Genomic DNA, 22779 nt, shown 5'->3' with positions numbered 1-22779 from the left:
CGGGGCCGTGCGCGCGTCGCGCCTCGTCAACCGCGGCCTTCACGAGCTGCGGCACACGGCACACGTCCTGGCCGCAGGTGCGGCAGGTGGCCTGCCACTTCGTCTTGCCGTCGACCTCAACCGGTCGCATCGGCGGGAAGGACAGGGGCATCAGGCCACCGCCTCGTCTGCTCGGCGTGCCGCGGTGCAGTCGGAACAGACCACCTCAGACCAGTCCGACGTGGTGACCTTGTCAGCCTTCCGCCCGCAGTACGCCCGCCCCGGCGCCCCCGAGCCGCACACCCGGTGCGTGTCCGGGGTCGACACGAGCGGCATCAGGTGCCCGTCACGCTCCGCCTTGATCGGTCCGGCGCTCACAGCGGCACCTCCCGAAGGATGTCCTCAACCGAGGTCGGGAACCGGAACTCACGCCCGCACCCTGCGCACCGCACCCCTGCCGACAAGAGCAGTTGTGCCTCGGCCCAGATCAGATGCGCCTGCAGGTGCAGCCGGCAGGTGAGGACCGCGTTGCCGCAGCACGTCGTGACCAAGCGAGACGCGGCCGGGTGGCCCTGCAGGCAGCACTCCGGCTCATCGTCACGGTGTTCGGCGAGTTCGTCGAGCACATCCTCGTCGTGGATCCCGAAGCGTCGGGCCTCGTCCTGTTCCCTCGGCGCCAGCACCGGGGCGATCATGACTCGATCGCCTTCTGCTGGCCGCGATACGCCTCGAAAGCGGTCTGCGGGTTCCGGCCACCAGCGACCATCCACGGGAACATGACCTCATCCAGCGTCATGAGGCCCGCATCGATAAGCGCGGTCTGCGCGCGCAACCAGTCACGGGCGATCGCCCACGCGACGCGCGCCGCATGCTCGGGCGTCGCGTAGCGCGGCTGCACCTTGTCACGCTTCAGGGTCGCCAGGACGCCATCCGTGCGGATCGGGAGTGCGAAGTCCCGCGGTCCGAACTCGGTCTGCATGGTGAACTCGACACCGGTCGGCTCACCCTGACTGCCGAACACCGTCGAGATGCGTGTCACGCCACGGCGGGTGAGCGCTCCGATGACCTCGCCCATGGTCTTGTCGACCGACGACTGCGTGGTGTAATTCGCGATCGGCATCAGACAGCCTTCCCGTGCACCTGGTGGCCGACTCGGGAACACCCGCACTCGACCTCGTCGATGTCCGGCCCACGCTCGATGAACGCGGACCCGATGCACGCACCGTGCTTGCCCTCGGAACAGTCGCGGCAGACCGGGGCTGCGTCGAACCCGGCGAGCCGCGCGAAGTTCTCGATTGGGAAGTCCTCGCCGAGCATGCGTCGGGCGTCCTCGATCGCCGAGATGAGTTCGTTCGCGAGCTGCGTCGCCTCGTCCCACGTGTACGTCGTCCTCGGCGTGTGCGTGGTCAGCGCGATGCGATACTCGTCGTCGACTTCCACCGACGCGAGCGTGACCGTGATCGATGCTTCGATGCTCACAGTCCCAGCCCCCTACGGATGTCGGTGTCGAGCGGGCAGCGGCCGTCGGGCGTGCTGGGGTTACCGAACACGCCCTCCGGGCCGAGAAGCCCAGCGCGGGCGCCGTGGTGCCCGACGCGCAGCTCGACATCCGAGACGAGCGCGGCGAGCATCAGACGGTTCGCGATGCGCTGCTGCTCAACGAGCGCGAGGGTTGCCTCGGCGCTCGCGATCGTCGCCATCGCGCAGGCGGCGGTGTCGTCGCGCTGCTGAAGGAGGCCGCCCGCGTTGTTCAGGGCGCCTCGCGCCGTCGCGACGTGGTCGACGCGATCTGTCGCCTTGTTCATCACTCCCCCATCCCGAGCGCTGTGCGCACCTCAGCGCGCAGCTGGTTGCGCTGCGCCACCCGGCGCTTCGCAGTGTCAGTGGTCGCCCGCTTGCCGTCGTCGTGCTCGAGCGCGGCCGGCCCCAGCTCGAGCGCTCGGAGCCTGTTCGCGAGCCGGAGCTCCGCGATCAGGTCGTCGAGCGCGTCGACGATCCGTCGTCCTGGCTTTGCCATGTCGGGTCCTCTCATCCACCCAGCGACACCGTGGGTTCCCACGGATAGACCTGCCCGCGGGTGAGCTTCGTCGGCCACCCACGTCCCCACTCCCGGGCGCCACGCCACGGGACCAACTGGAACGGCTTCCGGCCGCCCGCTTGCACTTCCTTGCCAGGCCGCAACCCCATGCCGAACTCAGGCCACCCGAGCAGCGCCGATGACCCGCGAGGCCGAAGGTCCCGCTCGCCCGCGGCGGACGCGGCATGCCCGGCGTGGGCTTCGATGAGCATCGCGACACCGTGATCGCGGATGCCCTCGAGCGCGGCGAGCACCGGGGTCGCGTCGTCGTCGTTGTTGATCGACTTCGGCACCAGCCGGTACAGGGGCCCGATCATCACCAGGTCAGGGGTGTGCTCGTCGAGCAGCCTGTGCACGACGCCGATGTCCTTCGGGCGTGTGATGTCGATCTGCTTCTCCGGGCAGTGGAGGGTGACGAAGTCGCGCGGATCCCGCTGGCCGCGCATCTCCGACTCGTCCGTGAGGCGTCGGACCGCGCGTCGCCACTGCCGTTCGCTGTTCTCGACGTCGACGACGAGCACCCGGACTGGTTCGACCGGGGAGAACCGGAACGGGTGGATGCCGGCGGCCGCGAGGATCGCGATCTGCCGGAGCAGGGTCGACTTCCCGCCACCCTCTGACCCGGTGAGCATGAACCGGTCGCGCCGCTCGAGCAGGCCGGGGATGACCCAGTCGTACGCGTCCTCCTGCTCAGGCACGTCGAGCAGCTCGCGGAGCGACACGACGCGGCCGCTGCCGGTGGAGTCGTGGTCGCGGACGTGGCGGAGCGCGTCGATCGCCTCGGCCACGGCACGGATCGGCTCGTCGGCTGTCTCCTGGAGGCGCCCGCCGATAGTGCGGAGCTGACGACGCACCGAGTCCTCACGAACCATGCGGGCGTAGTACGGCGCGTTCCGGGCTGACGGCACCTCGCCGGTCCACCGTGCGAGGTCGGTGAGATCCACGCCGCGGACGTCCCACGCTGTGAGCTGGTCGGCGACGGTGAGGTAGTCAACCTCCTGGCGCTGCGCGACCATCTGGCAGATGCCGCCGTAGATCGCGCCGAGGCGGGCGTCGCCGAAGTCGCGCGGGGTGCACTCCATCTGCACGTCCCGAAGCACCGTGACGTCGGTGAGCAGTGCTCCGACGACGTAACGCTCGGCGAGCTGGCGCGCGGAAGCTTCCTGGTCGCTCACGCGATCGCCTCCCAGATCCGCATCGCGGTCGCCTCGTCGAGGGTGCGAAGCCCGAGAGCACCCTTGTACGGGATCGGGTCAGCGAGCGAGCGCGGGTTCTCGAGGCGCAAGTGCCAGGCGTCGAGCTCTGCCCACGGCGAGCATCCCTCGAAGTTCGTCAGCGCGTTGAAGCAGTGGTGCACGTCTACGAGGTCGACGACGCCGATGATCGCGCCGAAGCCGGTCATCCACGGCAGCGACGCCTGGCGGAGTCGTGCGCCCGATGCGATCATCGCGTCGTCCATCGCGCGGGATGACCAGGAGAGGTCGTACGTCAGTCCAGCCTGGATCGCGACAGGGCCGCGATACGACCCCGCGATGTTGCGGACGCGATTCTCCACGTCCTTCCCGTGGAAGATGGCCCACGCCCACGGCTGCCGAACAGTGAGAACCCGCATCACATCGCCCCACACAGGCAGGAACCGTCGACAGACTTTTCGGTGAAGCACTCGGCACAGACCTCGCGGACGATGTCGAGCCTCCCGGGAGGGCAGCTCTCGTGCTGCCACCACGGCTTGAAGTCGGCCGGCCGCGCGTCGTCGAGGTCACTCGGGACGATCGGGTCACCGACGCGGATCACCGCGCTGCACTCGGCGCACCGCGACTCGTAGATGGCTGTGATCGCGCTCATCGGTTGAACGCCATCCACTCGTCACCCTCAGCGAAGTCATCCATCGACGGGGCATGAATCACACGGGCCTTCGGCACCTCGGGCTCGTCATCCCACCGGCCAGCATTCAGCCATCGGGACGGGTGCGGGATGAACTGCTTGTCCGGCAGGTTCGGATCTGCCGCGTACCGGTGCGCGGCGTCGACGATCATGCGCGGGTCGACGGACTTCACCGCCTTGTCGAACGCGCGACGCGCAGCCTCCTTGCCGACCTTCCGCGGGTAGGCGAGGTAGAACTCGGCGAATGTCGCGGTCGGCTCCGGAGGAGCCAAGAGTGTCTCTGTCTCTCTGTCTCTATAGAGAGGCTCATCTGGCGAATCCGCCAGATCGATCTGGCGAACTCGCCGCTTCGATCTGGCATCCTCGCCATCTGGCGAATCCGCCAGATGGGAGTACACCGGGGCGTAGCTCCGCTTCCGCGCGAACCCGTGCTGCTGCTCGGCCCGAAGGAACCCGCCCTCGATCAGCTTCTCGACCGCGCGGCGAGCCTGCTCGGCGGTCAGCCCCGTCTCCTCCGCGATCTCCGGGTAGGTGGCCGCCCACCAGTGCGTTCCATCCGACGTCTGGTGCGCGGTGCGCGCCGACTCAGCACGCCAGTCGATCCGTGTCCAGACGAGCGCTTCGTTCGCGCCGCCGAGCCTCCTGACGAGAGCAGCACGGACCTGCATGAAGTCTTTCGCGGTCGCCTCCTCGCGGGGCACTCCTTGCTCGCTCACTGCGGCATCCCTTCCTCTACCTCGACCGCGCGGCCGCTCTCCGTGAGCAGCCACCACGTCTTGTCCATCCGGCGCACCCGCACAGCAGCGGGCGCGAAAGCGTCTGTGGTCGCGTTCTTCGGGATCAGCAGTCCCGCCGCGAGCGCGACGTCGCGGTTTCGTTCGATGCGCCCGTGGCACCCGGTGGTCCCGGAGCCGCACACGATGAGGCAGTTCGTGATCGACGCGATGCGGGTGTCGCTGGTGCCGCCCATGCCGCGGGGCTTGCGGTGGTGCGCGGACCAGCCGAAGCCGCGATCCGCCCACTGCAGCGGCGTCCGGCAGACGAAGCAGCGTTCCTTCTCGCGATCGAAGAACGCGGTCCGCACGGTCTGCGGGGTAAAGTCGCCGGCGCCCATCACACACCCGCCTTCTTCGCCCAGCGCATCTTGCATGTGCAGACGTGGTCGCCGTCGTGGTCGACGTGCTGCCGGCACCGGTGCGTGTACGTCGACTTCGCCTTCCGTGCTGTCGCGGTGCACCGGTACGACGGGAACGGGATCGGCTCGCCGTCGTTGAACGTCATGCTGCTGTTCACGACCGCCGCCCCGATCCGTGGTTGTACGTGAGCTCGACCTGCTTGCCGATCGACTGCACTCGCCCCGTGTAGTCCTTCAGCAGGTTCCCCACCCGGCGGGCGTACTCGAACGCGGTCACCGCGTCGTCGTATGCGTCCTTCTCCTCCGTCGTCGCGAGCACTACGGCCGCGGACTGTTGAGTACCAGGCAGGCCAGCGTTCGCGCGTCGTGCGGTCGCACGTGCCCGCTCAAGGCGGGTCGCTGCGCGCCGCTTCAACGTCTCCGCGTTCAGGATCACGAGCACCATGCGCGCCGCATGATCCGAGACGCGCGCGAGCTCCCCGATCACCCAGTCGGGCGTCCGGATCTCGCCGTCGTCGAGCGGGGACTCGGCGACACGGCGTGCGTCCTCGGCGTATCCCTCGATCGACTCGACCGTGACCAGAACGCCACCAGGGAACACGAGCTGCTCCTCTTCCTCGGTCATGAGACGGCCCTCGCAGCTTCGAGAGCGGCGCGCATGCGCCGGCGGTTTCGCACCCTGAGGTAGTCGGCCATCGCGTCGAATGACGCTCCCCCGATTGCGGACTCGACCCACGCCGAGAGCGCCGCTTCGACCTGTGCGTCGGTGATCGGCTCGAACTTCAGAGGCCGGGGGAACGTGAGGCCCGCGTGCTCCTGGAAGAGAGCCAAGTCGGTGGTCAGGCGCTCGTGCTCAGCGACCAGGGCCTGGAGCGCGGACACCAGGCGGTCAGGGGACGGGATCACGCGGAGGGCTTTCGCCTGAGCGGCGTCGTTGAGCGCAGCGCGGGCGTTGTCGAGCTCAGTCACGGTCGAACGCCCCCACCTCGACGACGCGGACGAGCTGCTCGAGCGGGCGTGCGATCGCGAAGTCCGCACCGCCGGCCGACTTCGCCTGGATGATCGCGTTGCCGTTGTACTTCCCGATCCGGTGCACCACGACACGTGTGCCCTGCGCGACGAGGGTGTCGCCTGGCATGACGTTCTGCGCGGCGACGCGGCCGGGCACGAGGCCCTGCTCGCGACGCCAGTCGATGCCGAGGATCGCCCCGTCCGGGGTGCGCACGAGCGCTGCTGTCGTGGTCATGCGTTCGCCTCGGCGAACTCTTCCTGGACCTCGATTTCGCAGGGCTCGCAGATCGCCCCTTCCTCGTGCGCGATGCCGTCGACACCGCATCGTGCGCACGGGAACAGGACGATCTCGGGGGCGGCGCGACCGTGCGACTCCTGTTCGCTCGCGGGTGGTCCCACTCCTGACGGCTCACCGCCCCCGAGGGTCTCGTCAACCGGTAGCGGTTCGCGCTGCGCCGACCGGGTGCCCGGCGTCAGCGACGCCGCGGGCCGCGGCGCGCGCGGCGCCGGCTCCTGGTCGAGGTGCTCCATCTCCTCGGTGGCATACAAGCCCGACAGGTCCATGGGGAACGCCTTGCGAAGGGCGAGCGCTTCAGCGCACTTCGCGATCTGGTTGTCGCCGCCCTTCTCCCACTGCGCGGCGAGGATCTTCCGGCCTGTCTTCGACCCGTTCTGCCACTCGTCGTTCTCGACCTTGTATGTGTCCCACCGCGCGACCGCCTGAAGCGGCTCGTCGAAGTCGGCGCGGTAGACCGAGACGCGCGCAGCGACCGGGTGGCCCGGGCCGGTCCAGACGTCGAACCACTGGTAGTCCTCGGTCCAGACGATCGACCCGTCGCCCTCGCGCACGATCGACCCATCGAGGTCGCGCATCGGGGTACGCACCCTGGTGCCGTCCGTCCACTGCGCCTTGCTCTGCCCGCGGTACAACCGCGACCGTTGAGCGACCAGACGCATGCCGTCGATCGACACCTGGATCGTCCACTTGCCGCCGCGCTCGATCGCGTAGATCTGCCGGGCGATCGGGTCCAGGCCTGTGCGTTCGCACTGCTGCAGGAACGCGATCACGGTCGACTTCGGCGCCGGCACCGGCGCCTGGTTCTTCTTGCGGACTACCAGGCCGGCGAAGTCGAGCAGCGCCTTCTGGTCGTCGGACCACTGCTCAGGGTCAGCAGTCGTCGGCAGCATGATCGATGTCGGCTGCAGCACCTCCACGGTCATGCTCACAGCCACGCCTCCCCCGGCTTGTACATCTCGCCGATGACCAGCGCGTCGAGCTCCGTCTCCCCGCGCGGACCGTCGAACAGGCGCGCCATCGACACGGCCGTCTCGAACGACGCGAACACCTCGTCGCCGTGCTCCATCTCGACGACGTGGTACGAGCCCTCCTCGAGGTGAATCACGACGTGGTCGGTGATCCCGAGGTCCGACATGGGCACCTCGGACTCGTGCTCGTCGATGTAGAAGTCGGCACGCGAGTACGCCTCGAGCTGCAGGGCATTGTCGCCGTACACGCCCTTCCCGGTCTTGATGTCGCCGAGGAACACCCGGTCCGGGAACAGCGGCGTCGTGAAGACGACGTCGAACGTGCCGCCGTACGGGATGCTGAGGTTGCAGATCGGCCGCTCGACGACGACGGGGACGACCTGCCACTCGTTGAGGAACCGGACGTACTGGTCGACCTTCGCGGCGACTTCGTCAGGGATCCCCTCGACCTTTTCGCCGTGCACGAGGCGCTGACCGTACCCGTGGACGGCCGTGCCCTTCACGGCAGCCGTGTTGCGCTTCCGCTCGTGCGCTCGCGCGACCTGCGCGATGAACTCGGAGTACGAGACCTCGCGATCGCCGCGCATCTCCCACGCGGCCTGCGCCGCCTCGGATGCCGCCCAGTTGATCAGCGCCGGCTTCGGCATTCCGAGCCCGAGAGCCTTCGTGACCGAGATGATCTTCTGCCCGTCGAGGGTGTAGCCGTGGTTGCGGCCGTAGTTGCGGCGACGAAACCGGCCAGCACTCACGCCGGCGAGAGTCGGGGCTCCAGTAGCCATCAGTCGTCGACTTCCGGCAGGTCGAGCGCGTTCTCACCCGTGCGGGCCTTGTAAGCCGCATCCCGCAGCCTCAGCGCGGCCGCGACCGACTTCTCATCCCGCAGCGGCTCAATGTGGACGACCTTCACGACCGGGTACCGCTCCCCCGCGATCTCCTTGTGCACGACCTCATCGACCGCGTACACGACCACCGCGACGACAGGCTCCCCACCGCCCGCCTCCATCAGGTCGTCCTCGATCCCGTACAGCCCGTTCCGCTCCTCCGGGGGCACCCCGCGAGCGAAGCTCGTCGGCTTCGTTTCCATCTCTCTCATCCCTCTCATCCGCAGCGACCTACGCGGCCGCTGTCTCCTGCGGCCACGCGACGGTCGCGTGAGCCCTGAGTTGCTTCGGCGTGTACTCGACGAGCGAGCATCCGAGCCGGTGCGCGCCGGCGGCCGCGAGCGCGACCGCGTCGGCCACGTTGTCGTCCGCGACGTGGACGGCCGGGAAGGCCGCCCGGATCGCGCTCCGGACCTTCGCCTTGCTCGCGTTGCCGTCATCGGCGCCGAGCAGTGCACGCTTCTTCGGACCGATCACCACGACCGGGCCGCGAGCGAGCAGCTGGTCGACGAGCATCCACCGCAGCGCGGCACGCTCGTCGCTCTTGCCGCCCTTTGAGCCAAGGGATGGGCCCTCGATCACGGTCAGGTCGACACGGGCCGGGATCAGCGCGAGCGTCTCGCGAATCACGATGCGCAGCCGCCGCCTGGTCGCCGCGAGGACCTCGGCGTCCGGGAAGTCCTGCGGCAGCGCCTGCGACCGCGCCCGCCACGTCTGCCAGTTCGGCCCGGGGATGTCCGTCCCGCTGTGCCACGACACCATCGCGACGCCCGTGCACGTCAGTGACGGGTCGATGCCGACGACGACGCTCACCGGGTCACCTCGATCGCGACCACGAGGAGCCCGCAGCAGAGCCCGAACAGGATCGGGCCAGCGACGATCCAGACCCGCCATCGACGCCACTCGTCAGCACCCTGCTGCAGCGCGACGGGGAGCGTGCTGATCGACGTCTCACGGGCACGGACAGGCCGCACCTGCAGCTCCCGGGTCACGCCTTCACCCCGAGTAGATCCAGCGCCCGCACCGCGAGCGTTACCCCGTCCGACCGACTCTTCAGCGCATCGAACCAGAATCCGAGCACGGGAAACGCCGAGTAGAGCCGTGAGAAGTTCTCCTGGTCAGCTACCGCCATCGCCTCGAACAGCGCGGACCGGAATCCGCCAGGCTCGCGGCCACCAGGGCGGCCGAAGAACCACAGCACCTGCCGGACGGCGTCCTCGTCCAGCACAGTCGCGGGAAGTTCGGGCAGCTCGACCTCAGTGGCGTCTACAAACTCGACAGTCATCGCCCACCCCCGAGGATGAGCCCGACGAACGCAGGGATACCGAGGTTCAGCACGGCCAGTGCGGCGACGACGATCAGCCACACCGCGACGGTGTCGAGCACGCGGTTCATGACTGCTCCCGAGTGGCGACGCGAGTCGACGCGACCCACGCGTCGATGTCATCCGCGCGATAGATCACAGTGCGGACGGTGGGCTTCTGGTACGCCGGGCCGACACCGCGATCGCGCATGTCGGCGAGACGAACCTTCGTAAGACCAGGCACCCGCTCGCACACCTGTTCCGGCGACAGCCAGACAGTCTCGACAGGGCGCGGCTTCAGCGCGGTGACGTTGTTCACGACGCCACCCGCTCGACGCGCTCAGCGCGGAACAGGTCGTCCATGCGTGCACTCGGAAACGCGAGCAGTACGCGGGCGATGAACGGCGTCGACGGCTGCACTTCCCCGTTCGAGACGCGCCACAACGTCGAGGGATTCACACCGATTCGGCGGGCCAGTTCTGCCTCGGTGGCGATGCCGTGTGCTCGGCGGAGGTCGTCGAGCTTCTCGCGGTTCAGGACAAGCGCAACGTCCGTCGGAGTTGCAGGAGTGGGTTGCATGCAAGTCACCATACCCGTTGCATGCGTGCGCGCAAGAGGTATGTGGCCGCGGTTCTGATACAAACTCACAGGAGCCGCGGAATCTCGCGGCTTCCGCGGTGAAAGTCATTGCACGCATGCAAGACGTGGGCTAGCGTTTACACCGTGCCGAACCTTGAATCATGGCCTGAATACCTGCGGCGAGTGACCGGCGGAGCTTCCGGTGCGGAGATCGCGCGCACGACTGGCATCTCCCAGTCGACGATCAGCCGGTGGTCGAACGGCGAGATCAAGCCCAGCTCGGACAACCTCACGAAGCTGGCCAAGCACTACCCGATCCAGCTGGCCGAGGCGATGCAGATCGTCGAGGCGTATCAACCCCCTCGAGCGAATGTCGTCGAGTTCATTCAGGGAGAGCGGATCGTGCTGCGGGCCGATGTGGTGCGCGGTGAACTCCTCAAGGTGTTCAGCGATCTTGAGCTCGCGCAGGAGTTCGTCCGGAGGATCGAGGAGCACGACAGCGTCGAGGTCGGGAGTCCACTCCCCCTCGCTGAGGACCCAATCCAGCACACCCAGGGATTCGGAGTCCTCACCTCTGTCGGACCCCTCACGGAAGATGACATCGACATCTCGCCGGCGCCGACGTTGCGCAAGGTTGCGAAGAAGCGACCCGACGAGTCTGACTAAGCAGCACCACCCTGGGGAGGATCGATGCGGCAATTGTTGCGGGTAGCCGCGGAGTACGGCGTTTCAGTTCACTTCGCGCACCTGGACGAGGATCTCGGATGCTTCGTCCCTGACGAGCAGCGGGTCTACCTCGACCTGCGCCTCACGCCCGCTCAACGTCGCAGCGTCCTCGCGCACGAGCTCGGCCACGTCCACTACGGACACCACGCCGACAGCCCTCTCGCGGAGCGGCAGGCCGACATCTACGCTGCACGCCTGCTCATCGATCCCGCCGAGTACGCACGCCTCGAGCGAATCAACCCCGACCAGCACCACATTGCTGATGAGCTCGGTGTGACCATCGACGTCATCTACACCTTCGAGACGAATTGCCTCACGCGACTCCGGGGTGTGACCTACGTTCACCCACGCATGGGCGCTGCCCAGTGGGCCTACCGCGCGGTCCCCGTCTAATGGCTGGATCGATCACCCCGTACAACACGGCGGCTGGCAAGCGGTACCGGGTCCGATACCGGAAGCCAGACAAGACCCAAACGGACAAGCGGGGGTTCAAGACGAAACGTGAGGCCGAGCTGTTCCTCGCTTCCGTCACCGTCGCGAAAGCCTCGGGCGGTTATCTCGATCCCGCCGAGGGACGCAAACAGGTCGCCGTGTTCGCCGAGCAGTGGAAGACAGGACGGCTCGCGTCACTCAAGCCGTCGTCACGAGCAGCGATGGAGACCTCCTGGCGCGTGCACGTCGCGCCCCGCTGGGCGGCGCGTACAGCCTCCAGCATCCGCCCCTCGGAGGTGGAGGACTGGATCGCCTCCCTGAGCCGGGAGCGGGGCGCACAGACCGTACGGCGGGCAGTATTCGTGTTCTCGAGCATCCTCGCGATCGCCGAGCGAGACGGCGTCATCGCACGGAACCCATGCAAGGGCGTCGCGCTTCCAGCGAAGAGACCGAAGCCGCGCCGCTATCTGACCTACCGGCAGGTCGAGCTGCTCGCGCGGCACGCCAGCGACGAACACGCCGACCATGTCTACGAGCTGGCGTACGGCGGAACACGGTGGGGTGAGTCCGTCGCGCTGAGGGTGCGGCACCTCAACTTCCTGCGACGAAGGATCCGCGTCGAAGACAACGCAGTGATCGTCCACGGCGTCTACGAGATCGGCACACCGAAGTCGGGCAAGCCGAGGGACGTGCCCATGCACCCATTCCTGGTCGACCGCCTCTCGGCGCGCTGCATCGGCCGCGGACCGAACGCGTTCGTGTTCGGTGACGGCATCGTTCCCGCCCCGTACCCTCACGCGACATCCGGCTGGTTCGCCAAGGCGGTGCGCGCCAGCCAGGCAGACGACTCCACGTTCCCGCTGATCACGCCCCACGACCTTCGCCACACGGCCGCGAGCCTCGCGATCAGCGCCGGCGCCAACGTCAAGGCCGTACAGCGCATGCTTGGCCACGCGTCCGCAGCTATGACACTCGACGTCTACGCGGACCTCTTCGACGACGACCTGGACGCCGTCGCCGCGGCCATGACTGCGGCCCGCGCGGAGGCGATCGCATGACGAATGTGGGCAAAACATGGGCAGAGCCCCCGGTCGGCCACTCAATCGAGTGACCCGCCGGGGGCTCTTGCACTGTTCTGGATCGGACGTGACCCGCGGAATTACGCGTGATTCAGAAGTCCCAGTCCTCGTCTTCGGTGGCCTCGGCCTTGCCGATGACGTACGACGAGCCCGACCCCGAGAAGAAGTCGTGGTTCTCGTCGGCGTTGGGCGAGAGGGCCGACAGGATCGCCGGGTTCACGTTCGTGACGCTCGAGGGGAACATCGCCTCGTAGCCCAGGTTCATGAGGGCCTTGTTGGCGTTGTAGTGCAGGAACTTCTTGACGTCTTCGGTCAGGCCGACGCCGTCGTACAGGTCCTGCGTGTACTGCACCTCGTTGTCGTAGAGCTCGTACAGCAGCGAGAACGTGTAGTCCTTGATCTCTTCGCGCTTGGCCTCGTCGACCCGCTCGAGACCCTTCTGGAACTTGTACCCGATGTAGTACCCGTGCACGGCCTCATCGCGGATGATGAGGCGGATGAGGTCTGCGGTGTTCGTGAGCTTCGCGCGCGACGACCAGTGCATCGGCAGGTAGAAGCCGGAGTAGAACAGGAACGACTCGAGCAGGGTCGAGGCGACCTTGCGTTTGAGGGGCTCGTCGCCGCGGTAGTACTCCATGACGATCTGCGCCTTGCGCTGCAGGTTCGGGTTCTCGACCGACCAGCGGAAGGCCTCGTCGATCTCCTTCGTCGAGCACAGCGTCGAGAAGATCGACGAGTACGACTTGGCGTGCACCGACTCCATGAACGCGATGTTCGTGTAGACCGCCTCTTCGTGCGGCGTGATCGCGTCGGGGATGAGCGAGACGGCACCCACCGTGCCCTGGATCGTGTCGAGCAGCGTGAGGCCGGTGAACACGCGCATCGTGAGCGTCTGCTCGTCGGGGGTGAGCGTGTTCCACGACTGGATGTCGTTGGACAGCGGCACCTTCTCGGGCAGCCAGAAGTTGTTCACAAGGCGGTTCCACACCTCGAGGTCCTTGTCGTCCTGGATGCGGTTCCAGTTGATCGCCTGGACGTGATCCAGGAGCTGCAGCTTCTCAGCCATTGTCTTCCAATTCTCGAAAAAATGCCTGGTCGGAGCGCATTACAGCATGCAGCTGACGCACTCTGACATGTCGGTGCCCTCGAGCGCCATCTGCCGCAGGCGGATGTAGTAGATCGTCTTGATGCCCTTGCGCCACGCATAGATCTGCGCCTTGTTGATGTCGCGGGTGGTGGCGGTGTCCTTGAAGAACAGCGTCAGCGACAGGCCCTGGTCGACGTGCTGCGTGGCCGCGGCGTACGTGTCGATGACCTTCTCGTAGCCGATCTCGTACGCGTCCTGGTAGTACTCCAGGTTGTCGTTCGTCATGAACGCCGCCGGGTAGTACACGCGACCGAGCTTGCCCTCCTTGCGGATCTCGATCTTCGACGCGATCGGGTGGATCGACGACGTCGAGTTGTTGATGTACGAGATCGAGCCCGTCGGCGGCACGGCCTGCAGGTTCTGGTTGTAGATGCCGTGCTGCTGGATGCTGGCCTTGAGGGCCACCCAGTCGTCCTGCGTCGGGATGTGCTTGCCGGCGAACAGCTCCTGGACCTTCTCGGTCTCGGGCACCCATGCACGGTCGATGTACTTGTCGAAGAACGCGCCGCTCGCGTACGTCGAGTCCTCGAACCCGTCGAACGCGCGACCCTTCTCGATCGCGAGGTTGTTCGAGGCGCGGAGGGCGTGGAACAGCACCGTGTAGAAGTAGATGTTCGTGAAGTCCAGGCCCTCTTCCGAGCCGTAGTGGACGTGTTCGCGAGCGAGGTAGCCGTGCAGGTTCATCTGCCCGAGGCCGATCGCGTGCGAGCGGTCGTTGCCGTCCTCGATCGAGCGCACCGAGGTGATGTGACTCTGCTCGCTCACCGCGCTCAGAGCCCGGATGGCCGTCTCGACGGTCTTGCCGAGGTCATCGGCATCCATCGACAGCGCGATGTTCATCGAACCGAGATTGCACGAGATGTCCTTGCCGATCTCGGCGTACGAGAGGTCTTCGTTGTACGTCGTCGGCGTGTTCACCTGCAGGATCTCGCTGCACAGGTTCGACATGTTGATGCGGCCCTTGATCGGGTTCGCCCGGTTCACCGTGTCTTCGAACATGATGTACGGGTAGCCCGACTCGAACTGGATCTCGGCGAGGGTCTGGAAGAACTCGCGCGCGTTGATCTTCGTCTTCTTGATGCGGGCGTCATCGACCATCTCGCGGTACTTCTCGGAAACCGAGATGTCGCCGAACGGCACACCGTAGACGCGCTCGACGTCGTAGGGCGAGAAGAGGTACATGTCCTCGCCGTTCTTGGCGAGTTCGAACGTGATGTCGGGGACGACCACACCGAGCGAGAGCGTCTTGATGCGGATCTTCTCGTCGGCGTTCTCGCGCTTGGTGTCGAGGAACCGCATGATGTCGGGGTGGTGCGCGTTGAGGTACACGGCACCGGCGCCCTGGCGGGCCCCGAGCTGGTTGGCGTAGCTGAAGCTGTCTTCGAGGAGCTTCATGACGGGGATGATCCCCGAGGACTGGTTCTCGATCTGCTTGATCGGGGCGCCCGACTCGCGGATGTTCGACAGCAGGAGCGCGACACCGCCGCCGCGCTTGCTGAGCTGCAGCGACGAGTTGATGCCGCGCGAGATCGACTCCATGTTGTCTTCGATGCGCAGCAGGAAGCACGAGACCAGCTCGCCGCGCTGGGCCTTGCCGGAGTTGAGGAAGGTCGGCGTCGCCGGCTGGAAGCGGCCGGCGATGATCTCCTCGACCAGGTCGGTGGCGAGCTTCTCGTCGCCGTCGGCGAGGCCGAGGGCCGTCATCACCACGCGGTCTTCGAAGCGCTCGAGGTAGCGCTTGCCGTCGAAGGTCTTCAGCGTGTAGCTCGTGTAGTACTTGAAGGCGCCGAGGAACGTCTCGAAGCGGAACTTCTTCGAGTACGCGAGGTCGTTGAGCTTCTGGATGAACTCGAACGAGTACTTCTCGAGCACGGTCGGCTCGTAGTACTCCTTCTCCACCAGGTAGTCCAGGCGCTCCTTGAGCGAGTGGAAGAACACCGTGTTCTGGTTCACGTGCTGCAGGAAGTACTCCCGCGCGGCGCGCTTGTCGGCGTCGAACTGGATCTTCCCGTCGGCGTCGTAGAGGTTGAGCATCGCGTTCAGGGCGTGGTAGTCCATGCCCTCGAATCGCACCTCGGCCTTGAAGTCCTTCTCTGTCACTGCAGCGTCTGCCATCGTTCCAATCCCTCGCTCACGCGTTCCACGTCTTCAGGCGTGCCGAATACTTCGAGCCGGTACAAGTGCGGCACATGACACTTGCGGCTGATGATGTCGCCGGCGAGGCAGAAGTGCTCGCCGAAGTTGGTGTTTCCCGCGGAGATCACTCCGCGGATCAGGCTGCGGTTGCGCTCGTCGTTGAGGAACCGGATCACCTGTCGCGGAACCGCGCCCCGCTCCTCGCCGCGTCCTTGACCTCCGCCATACGTCGGAGTGACGAGGATGAACGGCTCGTCCACCACGAGAGCCGGATCCCCCGCATGAAGCGGAATCCGCACGGCCCGTGTGCCGAGCTTCTCGATGAAGCGCGCGGTGTTGCCCGAGACGCTCGAGAAGAAGACGAGCAGTGGCGCGTCCGTCACGACGCGCTGCGCCGTGAGGACCGACATGGTCAGGCCAGTCGAGAGGCGAGCTCGTCGATCTTGTCGGGACGGAAGCCCGACCAGTGGTCCTCATCGGTGATGACGACCGGCGCCTGGAGGTATCCCAGCGCCTTGACCTGCTCGAGGGCCGACGGGTCCTCAGAGAGGTCGAGCACCTCGTATTCGATCCCCTTCGAGTCCAATGCCCGATAGGTTGCCGTGCACTGTACGCACGAAGGCTTCGTGTAGACCGTGATCGTCATATCGATCCGCCTCTCCCCTTCACTTCCGCTGTCTTCCGGCAGGCCCCCCACCGGGAGACCAATACTACATATGGGTACCGACATTCGATAGCACCACAAGGGCTAGTAGTTACATCCGTGTGATTTTCCACCGCTCTCCCCATGTACAACACAGGTTCTCCACCGATCCATCCACAGGATCGGGCCTGATTCGCAAGCTGGAAAAGGCCTGAATCACGCGGAGATTCGGATCGTGCTGCGAGATCCATCCACAGGTACGACGCTACCGAGGGCCTCCGACATCGGATTCGCCTGTGGAGAGCACTGACGGCGTGTCGCGCGACCGGGCACTACCGTTGAGTGGTGGCGGGCTACCGGGATCTTCTTCGCACTCCGGGTGTCGCGCGCATCATCGCGGCGCAGCTGACGGCGCGCTTCCCGAACGGCATGACGAGCCTCGCGGTGCTGCTGCACATCGAGTACGTCACCGGCTCGTACGGCTCAGCCGGCCTCGTGCTGGCCGCCATGTCGATCGGCCAGGCCATCGCCGGCCCCGTCACGAGCCGCTGGATGGGCCTGTGGGGCATGCGCAAGGTCCTCACCGTCACACTCACGATCTGCGCCATGGCGATCGCCACGCTGGCGCTGGTCGAGATGGTGCTGCCGGCGTACATGGCCCTCGGCTTCTTCGCAGGCCTGTCGACTCCGCCTGTGCAGTCGGCCGTGCGCACGATCTACCCGAAGATGGTGACCTCGAAGCAGCTCACCCCCCTCTTCTCGCTCGACGCGTCGCTCCAGGAGATCATCTGGATTCTCGCCCCGGTGGTCATCACGCTCGTCGCCACCCAGGTGGGCACAGTCCCGGCACTCATGCTGATCGTCGTCATCCTCGTCGGCGGCGGGGCGTGGTTCATCCTCTCCCCCGAGGTCGGCCGCGTGCGCATCCCCCGCAGTCGTCGCGCGATCGGCAAGGTCCTCACCAAGCCCCCGGTGCTCCTCGCGACCATCGTCGGCTTCCTCCTGATCGGCGCATGCGCCGCGGTCGAAGCCGGGGTCGTGGCGACCTTCGATCACGGCGGACTCGAAGCCGGCCTCGTACTCGCCCTCTTCTCGGTCGGAAGCCTCGGCGGCGGACTCGCCTTCGGCCACATCCCGATCGGACCGTGGGCGATGGCGCGGCGCCTGGCGATCGTGACGGTCGGACTCGCCCTCACGATCGTGTCGCTCAACGTGTGGTGGCTCGGCGGCACGCTGGTGCTCGCCGGCATCGGCATCGCACCGGCGCTGGCAGTCCTCTTCGCGATGACGTCAGCGAGCGTGAAGTTCAGCGACACCGCGGAGGCCTTCGGCTGGGTGGGCACCGGGCAGCTGATCGGCGCGGCAGCGGGCTCGGCGATCGCCGGCTTCCTCATCGACGACATCGGCCCGACCGGCGCCTACGTCGCAGCGACGGCCTTCGCGGCTGTGGGACTCATCGTCGCGATCGTCTTCGTCCGCGGCTTCCCCGACCTCCGCAACCGCGATGCGAGTCCGATCCCCGACACCGAGCCGGTGCAGACGGTCCTCTGATCAGGCGCTCGTCAGGCGATGCGCCGGAGCAGCTCCAGCAGAGCGAGCGCATAGGCGTCGGCCGGTGCGGGATGCTGGAACGCGAACGTCTCGTCACCGACCGCGATCTCGACCTCGTAGATGTCGGGCAGTCTCCGCAGCGCCCGGAAGGCGCCGCGCAGCAGCTCGCGCAGCTGGCTCTCGTGCGGCAGCCACAGCGCATCTTCGAGGGCGACCGAGTCGAGCGCCCACTCGGTCGTGCCGTTGAAGGCGAGGATCCGCCCGGTCGGGTCACGGGGCTCGATCGTCATCTCGCTCACGGTGAAGACGTCGGCATCGAACTCGGGCTCGTCGAGCTGGAACCGGTCGCCCGAGCGCGGGTGCCACATCAGGCCCGCGTCGCGGAGCGCGATCGCCGATTCCGTCGAGATCATTCCCCCATCATGACTGCTGTTCGGGCGGCGGGGATCCGAGATCCACCGCCGCCCGAATGCTCGAGACCGGTCCGATCAGGCCGCGGCGCACTCCTCGAGGCGCTCGAGCAGGTCGACCGTCAGCCAGCCGAACTGGTCCTCGGTGAGGTAGCTGAACGGCTTCGGCTCCTTGCCCGCGTGGTGCACCGCACCGCCGCCCACCGTCGCCTTCGCGTGGATCAGCGGCTCCTGGGTCATGCCCTCCTCCGCCATGAACGCCGCGACGGCGTCATCGGCGACGTACCCGCACGACTCCTGCAGCTCCGGCGGAATGAGGAACATCTTGCCCATGTCGCTCAGCGGCAGCCATGCGGTGCCGCCGGCGAGGTGCTGCTGGTATGCCGCGTCCTGCCACTGGTCCTTGTAACAGTGGTGCGCCGAGGCGGCCGATCCGCCGACGAGGACCAGCGCGGCGGTGGCCGCGATGATCGAGGTCGCGCCGCCCACGGCGCGTCGTGATGCTCTCATGACTTGTTCCCTCTCCGATCGGCCCGTGCGGCCGACTACCCCATGCCAGAGCGTGAACGGCGGCGTCTGATACATCCGGATCCGACGCCGACCCTCTTCTAGGCTGGTCGCATGCCGGCATCTGTCACCCTCCCCCGCCTCTCGTGGGGAGATCCCGCCGCCGCACGGCGCGCACTCCTCGTCCACGGCCTCGGATCCAACGGCGCCCTGATGTGGCGCTACGGCGTCGCCCTCGCCGATGCCGGCTGGCGCGCGGATGCCGTCGACCTCCGCGGCCACGGCACCGCGCCGCGCACCCTCGACTACACGATTCCGGCGTACGCCGCCGACCTCCGCGTCACGCGGCCTGACGACGGCGGTTCGTGGGACCTCGTGATCGGCCATTCGCTCGGGGGTGCGGCATCCGTTCTCACCGCCGCCGGCGACCCCGTGTGGACCCGGCGCCTCGTCCTCGTCGACCCGGCCATCCGCCTCGCACCGCGCGATCGCGAGATCGTGCGAGCCAGCCAAGAGGATTCGTTCGCCGACCCGACCGCTGCCGCCGTGCGAGCAGGCCACCCGAACTGGCACGAGCACGATATCGAGCTCAAGGCCGTGTCGGCGCAGCAGGCGAGTCGGTGGGCCGTCGAGCAGACGAGCGTGCAGAATCCCGCGTGGGATGTGACGGATGCCGCGGCCCGCCTGTCGGTCCCCACCCACGTCATCGCATCCGACCCGACGGTGTACTCGATCTTCAAGAAGCGTCTCGTCGACGAGGTTCTGCAGAACCCGCGCATCACGATGTCGGTCGTGACCGGCGCGGGCCACTCGCCCCACCGCGACGAGCCCGAGGCGACGGTCGCGCAGCTGCTCGCGGCGCTCGCCGACTGAGACAGCCCGAGCGCCGGCATCCTCAGCGCACCGGGATCTCGCTCCCGACACCGACATCGACGACGACGGAGACCGCGCCGGGCAGTCCGGCCAGGGCCGCCGAGAGATCGTCGGTGGGCGGCAGCTCCCCGTCCGGATCGGTCACCTCGATCGTGGCCACGAGGCCCCGCCAGGTCACATCGTCGACGCGGGCACCCGTCTCATCGGCGAGCCACGCCTCGGCTGCGGCGTTGATCTGGGTCGTCCATCCCGCGAGCACGACCGAGACAAGGGTGTTGGCCGCGAGCGGCAGTGCCACGATCAGCGCGAGCACCGTCACGACGACGTACGCGCGGCGGCGGTTCGCCGTCGGCGACGACCCCGGGTCGCGCGCGTATCCCGACACGGTGAAGACGATGCTGCCGGCGATCACGAGCGCCACGACGTTCGAGAGGAACAGGAACAGGGCTCCGAAGGCGGCGTCCCACGCCCCCTGCCCCATGCAGACGCCCACGACGCCGAGGGGCGGCACGAGCGAGATCGAGATCGCGACGCCGGGAAGCACGGCACTCAGATCTCGGCGGCACATCGCGAAGGCACCCGCGGTTCCGGTCGCGAGTGCGGCGACCAGGTCGAGCAGGTGAGGTGAAGTGCGGCCGAGGATCTGCGAGTTCGTCTCGAGACTCGCCGGGTCGGCGATCACGAAGGTGAACAGCCACCCGAGGACGACCACGACCACGAGCCCGATGGCGACCCACATCATCGAGCGGAGCACGAGGCTGAGATGCCCCGACACGATGCCCAGCGCAATGCCGAGGATCGGGGTGCCCAGCGGCGCGATGATCATGGCGCCGATGACCGTCGCGGTCGAATCGGCGAGCACGCCGCTGATCGCGATGATCGCCGACAGCACGAGCATGATGAGGAACCCCGTGCGCTTGGCGAGCGCGTCGCCGTAGCCGAGGTCGAGGGCGTCGTTGAGCGCCTCGATCGGCTGGCGCTGCGCCGGTGGAATAAGGGTGCGGGTGAGACGCGACATCGTCAGCTCCGAAGGACGCGGCATGCGCACGGCGGGGTCGCTCGTGCTGTCATGCTCCACATCCTGGCGCGCGAAGGCCGGCGATGCGGTGCGCCCCGCCCGCGATCGACACGACTTTCGCCGACATGCTCGGCCCGCGCTCTTCCGAGTCGACCGTCGCGCTCGCTAAGATCGCGCCAACTCGACCGAACTCTGTTCGAGCCGCTGTGCGCACCACCCTCGCCCGAATGCCCGCGCTCCACAGACAGAGGCTCCTATGAAGCTGCTCCACGTCCTCGCCAGCCCCCGCCTCGAAGGTTCGAACACCCTGCAGATCTCGCAGTCGTTCCTCGATGCCCTCCACGAGTCCACGCCGACCACCACGGTCGACACGGTGGACCTGTTCAACACCGACCTGCCCGCCGTCGCGGGCGCCAACATCGAGGCGAAGTACCAGATCCTCGTCGGTCAGCCCATCGATCGCGACCACGCCGAGTCGTGGACCGAGATCGAACGAGAGATCGACCGTTTCCGCGAAGCGGACGCGTACCTCATCACGGCTCCGATGTGGAACTTCAGCGTCCCCTATGCGCTCAAGTACTACATCGACTGCATCGTGCAGCCGGGCTACCTCTTCCGCTTCAACGAACTCGGCTACCCGGTGCCGCTCCTCAGCGGCAAGAAGATGATCGTCGTGTCGTCGTCGGGGAGCGACTACTCCGCGGCGAGTCCGGCGGCCGGCTTCAACTTCCACGAGCCGTATCTGCGCGCGATCTTCGGCTTCGTCGGCATCACCGACGTGACGTTCGTGCATGCACATGCGCTCGACGTCCCCGGCGAAGCACGCGTCACCGAATTGCAGCGCGCCATCGACGAAGCGCGCGATCTCGGCTCGAGCGAGTCCTGGAAGGCGTCGCCGACCGTCACGGTGTAGAGACCGCGCGACGTCCGCTCGCGCCTGAGGCTGCGCGGCGGGGAAGAATGGACCGCGTGAGCGCACCCTTCGACCCCGCCGCGATCCTTCCCGACGACCTCCTCGCCCGCTTCCGCGAGCGCGCGGCCGTGCACGATCGCGACAACACCTTCCCGCAGGCCGACCTCGACGAGCTGCGGGATGCCGGGTACCTCGCGCTCCTCGTGCCGACCGCACTCGGCGGCGGGGGTCTCGGCCTCGTCGAGACGTCGCTGCTGCAGCAGCGACTCGCGGGAGCGGCGCCGGCGACGGCGCTCGCGATCAACATGCACCTGGTGTGGACGGGCGTCGCGAAAGTGCTCGCCGACCGCGGGATCGACGCGCTGCGGTTCGTGCAGGAGGGCGCGGTCGCCGGTGACGTGTTCGCCTTCGGGATCAGCGAGGCCGGCAACGACCTCGTACTCTTCGGCAGCGACACGGATGCCGCGCCCCTCCCAGACGGCGGGTACGCGTTCACGGGGACGAAGATCTTCACCTCGCTCGGGCCGGTGTGGACGCAGCTGGGCCTCCACGGCCTCGACGTGTCGACGCCGGACGAGCCGCGGATCGTCTACGCGTTCGTGCCGCGCACCGACGCGGTCGTCACCCGCGACGACTGGGACACGCTCGGCATGCGGGGTACGCAGTCGCGGACGACCGAGCTGCACGGCGCCGTCGCCCCTGCCGACCGCGTGGTGCGCCGCGTCGCACCGGGGCCGAACCCCGACCCGATCGTGTTCGGCATCTTCAGCGTGTTCGAGCTGCTGCTGGCCTCGGTCTACACGGGTATCGCGCGTCGCGCGCTCGATCTCGCCGTCCAGACGGCCGGTCGCCGCACCTCGAAGAAGACGGGTGCCGCCTACAGCCAGGATCCCGACATCCGCCGGCGGATCGCCGCGATGGCGCTCGCGTACGACGCCCTGCCGCCGCAGCTCGAGGTGCTGAGCCGCGACGTCGATTCCGTCGCCGATCACGGCCCGCGATGGTTCTCGCTCCTCTCGGGGGTCAAGCATCGCGCCGTCACGATGGCGAAGCAGGTCGTCGACGACGCGGTGCTGGTCGCGGGCGGCTCGTCGTACTTCGCCTCGAGCGAGCTCTCGCGTCTGTACCGCGACGTCCTCGCGGGGCTCTTCCACCCCTCCGACCCCGAATCGGCGCATGCGACCGTCGCGACGGCGTGGCTGGGCCCCCTCGAGAGCTGAGGCCGTCGG

General features: G+C 67.4%; 37 protein-coding genes. 7 read left to right on the top strand and 30 right to left on the bottom strand.

The features are described 5' to 3' along the window. Window positions 1–150: 150 nt before the first annotated feature. From FFS15_RS04660 to FFS15_RS04550, 23 genes are all read right to left on the bottom strand, one after another. Window positions 151–357, bottom strand: a complete 207-nt coding sequence (locus FFS15_RS04660) for a hypothetical protein (RefSeq protein ID WP_137843838.1) — start codon at window positions 355–357, stop codon at window positions 151–153. After that, window positions 354–674 (bottom strand): hypothetical protein, encoded by a 321-nt coding sequence (locus FFS15_RS04655; RefSeq protein WP_137843837.1) that lies wholly within the window; start codon window positions 672–674, stop codon window positions 354–356. Before FFS15_RS04655 ends, FFS15_RS04660 begins: the two co-directional genes overlap by 4 nt. After that, complete coding sequence (locus FFS15_RS04650; protein WP_137843836.1) at window positions 671–1099, bottom strand: hypothetical protein; 429 nt, start codon at window positions 1097–1099, stop codon at window positions 671–673. The genes FFS15_RS04655 and FFS15_RS04650 overlap by 4 nt, the downstream gene beginning before the upstream one ends. Further along, complete coding sequence (locus FFS15_RS04645; protein ID WP_137843835.1) at window positions 1099–1458, bottom strand: hypothetical protein; 360 nt, start codon at window positions 1456–1458, stop codon at window positions 1099–1101. Before FFS15_RS04645 ends, FFS15_RS04650 begins: the two co-directional genes overlap by 1 nt. Continuing rightward, window positions 1455–1784, bottom strand: a complete 330-nt coding sequence (locus FFS15_RS04640; RefSeq protein WP_137843834.1) for a hypothetical protein — start codon at window positions 1782–1784, stop codon at window positions 1455–1457. Before FFS15_RS04640 ends, FFS15_RS04645 begins: the two co-directional genes overlap by 4 nt. Continuing rightward, on the bottom strand, window positions 1784–1996 hold the full coding sequence (locus FFS15_RS04635) for a hypothetical protein (protein ID WP_137843833.1): 213 nt from the start codon (window positions 1994–1996) through the stop codon (window positions 1784–1786). Before FFS15_RS04635 ends, FFS15_RS04640 begins: the two co-directional genes overlap by 1 nt. An 11-nt stretch (window positions 1997–2007) precedes the next feature. Further along, window positions 2008–3231 carry an AAA family ATPase gene (locus FFS15_RS04630; RefSeq protein ID WP_137843832.1) on the bottom strand — a complete coding sequence of 408 codons (1224 nt, stop codon included), beginning with the start codon at window positions 3229–3231 and terminating at the stop codon, window positions 2008–2010. Continuing rightward, window positions 3228–3668 (bottom strand): hypothetical protein, encoded by a 441-nt coding sequence (locus tag FFS15_RS04625; RefSeq protein ID WP_137843831.1) that lies wholly within the window; start codon window positions 3666–3668, stop codon window positions 3228–3230. Before FFS15_RS04625 ends, FFS15_RS04630 begins: the two co-directional genes overlap by 4 nt. Further along, window positions 3668–3901 carry a hypothetical protein gene (locus tag FFS15_RS04620; RefSeq protein WP_137843830.1) on the bottom strand — a complete coding sequence of 78 codons (234 nt, stop codon included), beginning with the start codon at window positions 3899–3901 and terminating at the stop codon, window positions 3668–3670. Before FFS15_RS04620 ends, FFS15_RS04625 begins: the two co-directional genes overlap by 1 nt. After that, a complete protein-coding gene (locus tag FFS15_RS04615; RefSeq protein ID WP_137843829.1) occupies window positions 3898–4656 on the bottom strand; it encodes a hypothetical protein in 759 nt (252 codons plus the stop codon). The genes FFS15_RS04620 and FFS15_RS04615 overlap by 4 nt, the downstream gene beginning before the upstream one ends. After that, window positions 4653–5054: a hypothetical protein gene (locus FFS15_RS04610; protein ID WP_137843828.1), complete on the bottom strand. Its 402-nt coding sequence runs from the start codon at window positions 5052–5054 to the stop codon at window positions 4653–4655. Before FFS15_RS04610 ends, FFS15_RS04615 begins: the two co-directional genes overlap by 4 nt. Then, window positions 5054–5233: a hypothetical protein gene (locus FFS15_RS04605; protein ID WP_137843827.1), complete on the bottom strand. Its 180-nt coding sequence runs from the start codon at window positions 5231–5233 to the stop codon at window positions 5054–5056. Before FFS15_RS04605 ends, FFS15_RS04610 begins: the two co-directional genes overlap by 1 nt. Beyond that, window positions 5230–5700 carry a hypothetical protein gene (locus FFS15_RS04600; RefSeq protein ID WP_137843826.1) on the bottom strand — a complete coding sequence of 157 codons (471 nt, stop codon included), beginning with the start codon at window positions 5698–5700 and terminating at the stop codon, window positions 5230–5232. Before FFS15_RS04600 ends, FFS15_RS04605 begins: the two co-directional genes overlap by 4 nt. Next, window positions 5697–6044 carry a hypothetical protein gene (locus FFS15_RS04595; protein WP_137843825.1) on the bottom strand — a complete coding sequence of 116 codons (348 nt, stop codon included), beginning with the start codon at window positions 6042–6044 and terminating at the stop codon, window positions 5697–5699. The genes FFS15_RS04600 and FFS15_RS04595 overlap by 4 nt, the downstream gene beginning before the upstream one ends. Beyond that, window positions 6037–6321, bottom strand: coding sequence for a hypothetical protein (locus FFS15_RS04590; RefSeq protein ID WP_137843824.1), 285 nt, complete (start codon window positions 6319–6321; stop codon window positions 6037–6039). The genes FFS15_RS04595 and FFS15_RS04590 overlap by 8 nt, the downstream gene beginning before the upstream one ends. Further along, a complete protein-coding gene (locus tag FFS15_RS04585; protein ID WP_249353747.1) occupies window positions 6318–7307 on the bottom strand; it encodes a RecT family recombinase in 990 nt (329 codons plus the stop codon). The genes FFS15_RS04590 and FFS15_RS04585 overlap by 4 nt, the downstream gene beginning before the upstream one ends. Window positions 7308–7309: 2 nt before the next feature. Continuing rightward, window positions 7310–8131 (bottom strand): hypothetical protein, encoded by an 822-nt coding sequence (locus FFS15_RS04580; RefSeq protein ID WP_137843822.1) that lies wholly within the window; start codon window positions 8129–8131, stop codon window positions 7310–7312. Then, the gene (locus FFS15_RS04575) at window positions 8131–8445 is read right to left on the bottom strand and encodes a hypothetical protein (protein ID WP_137843821.1); all 315 of its coding nucleotides are present in this window, start codon (window positions 8443–8445) and stop codon (window positions 8131–8133) included. Before FFS15_RS04575 ends, FFS15_RS04580 begins: the two co-directional genes overlap by 1 nt. A gap of 19 nt (window positions 8446–8464) precedes the next feature. Next, window positions 8465–9046 carry a hypothetical protein gene (locus FFS15_RS04570; RefSeq protein ID WP_137843820.1) on the bottom strand — a complete coding sequence of 194 codons (582 nt, stop codon included), beginning with the start codon at window positions 9044–9046 and terminating at the stop codon, window positions 8465–8467. After that, window positions 9043–9225: a hypothetical protein gene (locus FFS15_RS04565; RefSeq protein ID WP_137843819.1), complete on the bottom strand. Its 183-nt coding sequence runs from the start codon at window positions 9223–9225 to the stop codon at window positions 9043–9045. Before FFS15_RS04565 ends, FFS15_RS04570 begins: the two co-directional genes overlap by 4 nt. Next, entirely contained in the window at window positions 9222–9518 is a 297-nt protein-coding gene (locus FFS15_RS04560) for a hypothetical protein (RefSeq protein WP_137843818.1), read from the bottom strand. The genes FFS15_RS04565 and FFS15_RS04560 overlap by 4 nt, the downstream gene beginning before the upstream one ends. Before the next feature lie 106 nt (window positions 9519–9624). Further along, window positions 9625–9855: a helix-turn-helix domain-containing protein gene (locus tag FFS15_RS04555; RefSeq protein WP_137843817.1), complete on the bottom strand. Its 231-nt coding sequence runs from the start codon at window positions 9853–9855 to the stop codon at window positions 9625–9627. Beyond that, window positions 9852–10115, bottom strand: a complete 264-nt coding sequence (locus tag FFS15_RS04550; protein ID WP_137843816.1) for a helix-turn-helix transcriptional regulator — start codon at window positions 10113–10115, stop codon at window positions 9852–9854. The genes FFS15_RS04555 and FFS15_RS04550 overlap by 4 nt, the downstream gene beginning before the upstream one ends. 144 nt (window positions 10116–10259) lie before the next feature. On the opposite strand from FFS15_RS04550, the gene FFS15_RS04545 reads away from it, so the two are divergent. The 3 genes from FFS15_RS04545 to FFS15_RS04535 are packed head-to-tail and all read left to right on the top strand — an operon-like array spanning window position 10260 to window position 12331. Further along, a complete protein-coding gene (locus FFS15_RS04545; protein ID WP_212743107.1) occupies window positions 10260–10781 on the top strand; it encodes a helix-turn-helix domain-containing protein in 522 nt (173 codons plus the stop codon). A gap of 24 nt (window positions 10782–10805) precedes the next feature. Beyond that, window positions 10806–11234: an ImmA/IrrE family metallo-endopeptidase gene (locus FFS15_RS04540; protein WP_137843815.1), complete on the top strand. Its 429-nt coding sequence runs from the start codon at window positions 10806–10808 to the stop codon at window positions 11232–11234. Further along, window positions 11234–12331 carry a site-specific integrase gene (locus tag FFS15_RS04535; protein WP_137843814.1) on the top strand — a complete coding sequence of 366 codons (1098 nt, stop codon included), beginning with the start codon at window positions 11234–11236 and terminating at the stop codon, window positions 12329–12331. The genes FFS15_RS04540 and FFS15_RS04535 overlap by 1 nt, the downstream gene beginning before the upstream one ends. 112 nt (window positions 12332–12443) lie before the next feature. Here the strand turns inward: FFS15_RS04535 and nrdF are convergent, their stop codons facing one another. Genes nrdF through nrdH form a run of 4 tightly spaced genes read right to left on the bottom strand, consistent with a single transcriptional unit; the run spans window position 12444 to window position 16281 of the window. After that, window positions 12444–13418 carry a class 1b ribonucleoside-diphosphate reductase subunit beta gene (gene nrdF / locus FFS15_RS04530; RefSeq protein WP_137843813.1) on the bottom strand — a complete coding sequence of 325 codons (975 nt, stop codon included), beginning with the start codon at window positions 13416–13418 and terminating at the stop codon, window positions 12444–12446. A 39-nt stretch (window positions 13419–13457) separates the two neighbouring features. Beyond that, on the bottom strand, window positions 13458–15614 hold the full coding sequence (nrdE, locus tag FFS15_RS04525; RefSeq protein WP_137843812.1) for a class 1b ribonucleoside-diphosphate reductase subunit alpha: 2157 nt from the start codon (window positions 15612–15614) through the stop codon (window positions 13458–13460). After that, window positions 15596–16045: a class Ib ribonucleoside-diphosphate reductase assembly flavoprotein NrdI gene (gene nrdI / locus FFS15_RS04520; RefSeq protein WP_137843811.1), complete on the bottom strand. Its 450-nt coding sequence runs from the start codon at window positions 16043–16045 to the stop codon at window positions 15596–15598. The genes nrdE and nrdI overlap by 19 nt, the downstream gene beginning before the upstream one ends. 2 nt (window positions 16046–16047) lie before the next feature. Further along, window positions 16048–16281: a glutaredoxin-like protein NrdH gene (gene nrdH, locus FFS15_RS04515; protein ID WP_137843810.1), complete on the bottom strand. Its 234-nt coding sequence runs from the start codon at window positions 16279–16281 to the stop codon at window positions 16048–16050. A 342-nt stretch (window positions 16282–16623) separates the two neighbouring features. On the opposite strand from nrdH, the gene FFS15_RS04510 reads away from it, so the two are divergent. Further along, window positions 16624–17829: an MFS transporter gene (locus FFS15_RS04510; protein WP_137843809.1), complete on the top strand. Its 1206-nt coding sequence runs from the start codon at window positions 16624–16626 to the stop codon at window positions 17827–17829. 11 nt (window positions 17830–17840) lie between these two features. On the opposite strand, the gene FFS15_RS04505 is transcribed toward FFS15_RS04510, so the two are convergent. Both FFS15_RS04505 and FFS15_RS04500 read right to left on the bottom strand, forming a co-directional pair. Beyond that, window positions 17841–18242, bottom strand: coding sequence for a pilus assembly protein CpaE (locus FFS15_RS04505; protein ID WP_137843808.1), 402 nt, complete (start codon window positions 18240–18242; stop codon window positions 17841–17843). 75 nt (window positions 18243–18317) lie between these two features. Beyond that, a complete protein-coding gene (locus FFS15_RS04500; RefSeq protein ID WP_137843807.1) occupies window positions 18318–18749 on the bottom strand; it encodes a hypothetical protein in 432 nt (143 codons plus the stop codon). A 111-nt stretch (window positions 18750–18860) separates the two neighbouring features. On the opposite strand from FFS15_RS04500, the gene FFS15_RS04495 reads away from it, so the two are divergent. Further along, complete coding sequence (locus FFS15_RS04495) at window positions 18861–19619, top strand: alpha/beta hydrolase (RefSeq protein WP_137843806.1); 759 nt, start codon at window positions 18861–18863, stop codon at window positions 19617–19619. 22 nt (window positions 19620–19641) lie between these two features. Here the strand turns inward: FFS15_RS04495 and FFS15_RS04490 are convergent, their stop codons facing one another. Continuing rightward, window positions 19642–20637, bottom strand: coding sequence for a TIGR00341 family protein (locus tag FFS15_RS04490; protein WP_137843805.1), 996 nt, complete (start codon window positions 20635–20637; stop codon window positions 19642–19644). A gap of 256 nt (window positions 20638–20893) precedes the next feature. On the opposite strand from FFS15_RS04490, the gene FFS15_RS04485 reads away from it, so the two are divergent. Further along, window positions 20894–21550 carry an NAD(P)H-dependent oxidoreductase gene (locus tag FFS15_RS04485; RefSeq protein ID WP_137843804.1) on the top strand — a complete coding sequence of 219 codons (657 nt, stop codon included), beginning with the start codon at window positions 20894–20896 and terminating at the stop codon, window positions 21548–21550. Between the two features lie 56 nt (window positions 21551–21606). Next, window positions 21607–22770, top strand: coding sequence for an acyl-CoA dehydrogenase family protein (locus FFS15_RS04480; protein WP_249353711.1), 1164 nt, complete (start codon window positions 21607–21609; stop codon window positions 22768–22770). Window positions 22771–22779: the final 9 nt, after the last annotated feature.

Source organism: Microbacterium sp. 2FI (genome assembly GCF_005502885.1).
Taxonomy (GTDB): Bacteria; Actinomycetota; Actinomycetes; order Actinomycetales; family Microbacteriaceae; genus Microbacterium.
This window is presented reverse-complemented; position numbering and strand designations above follow the sequence as displayed.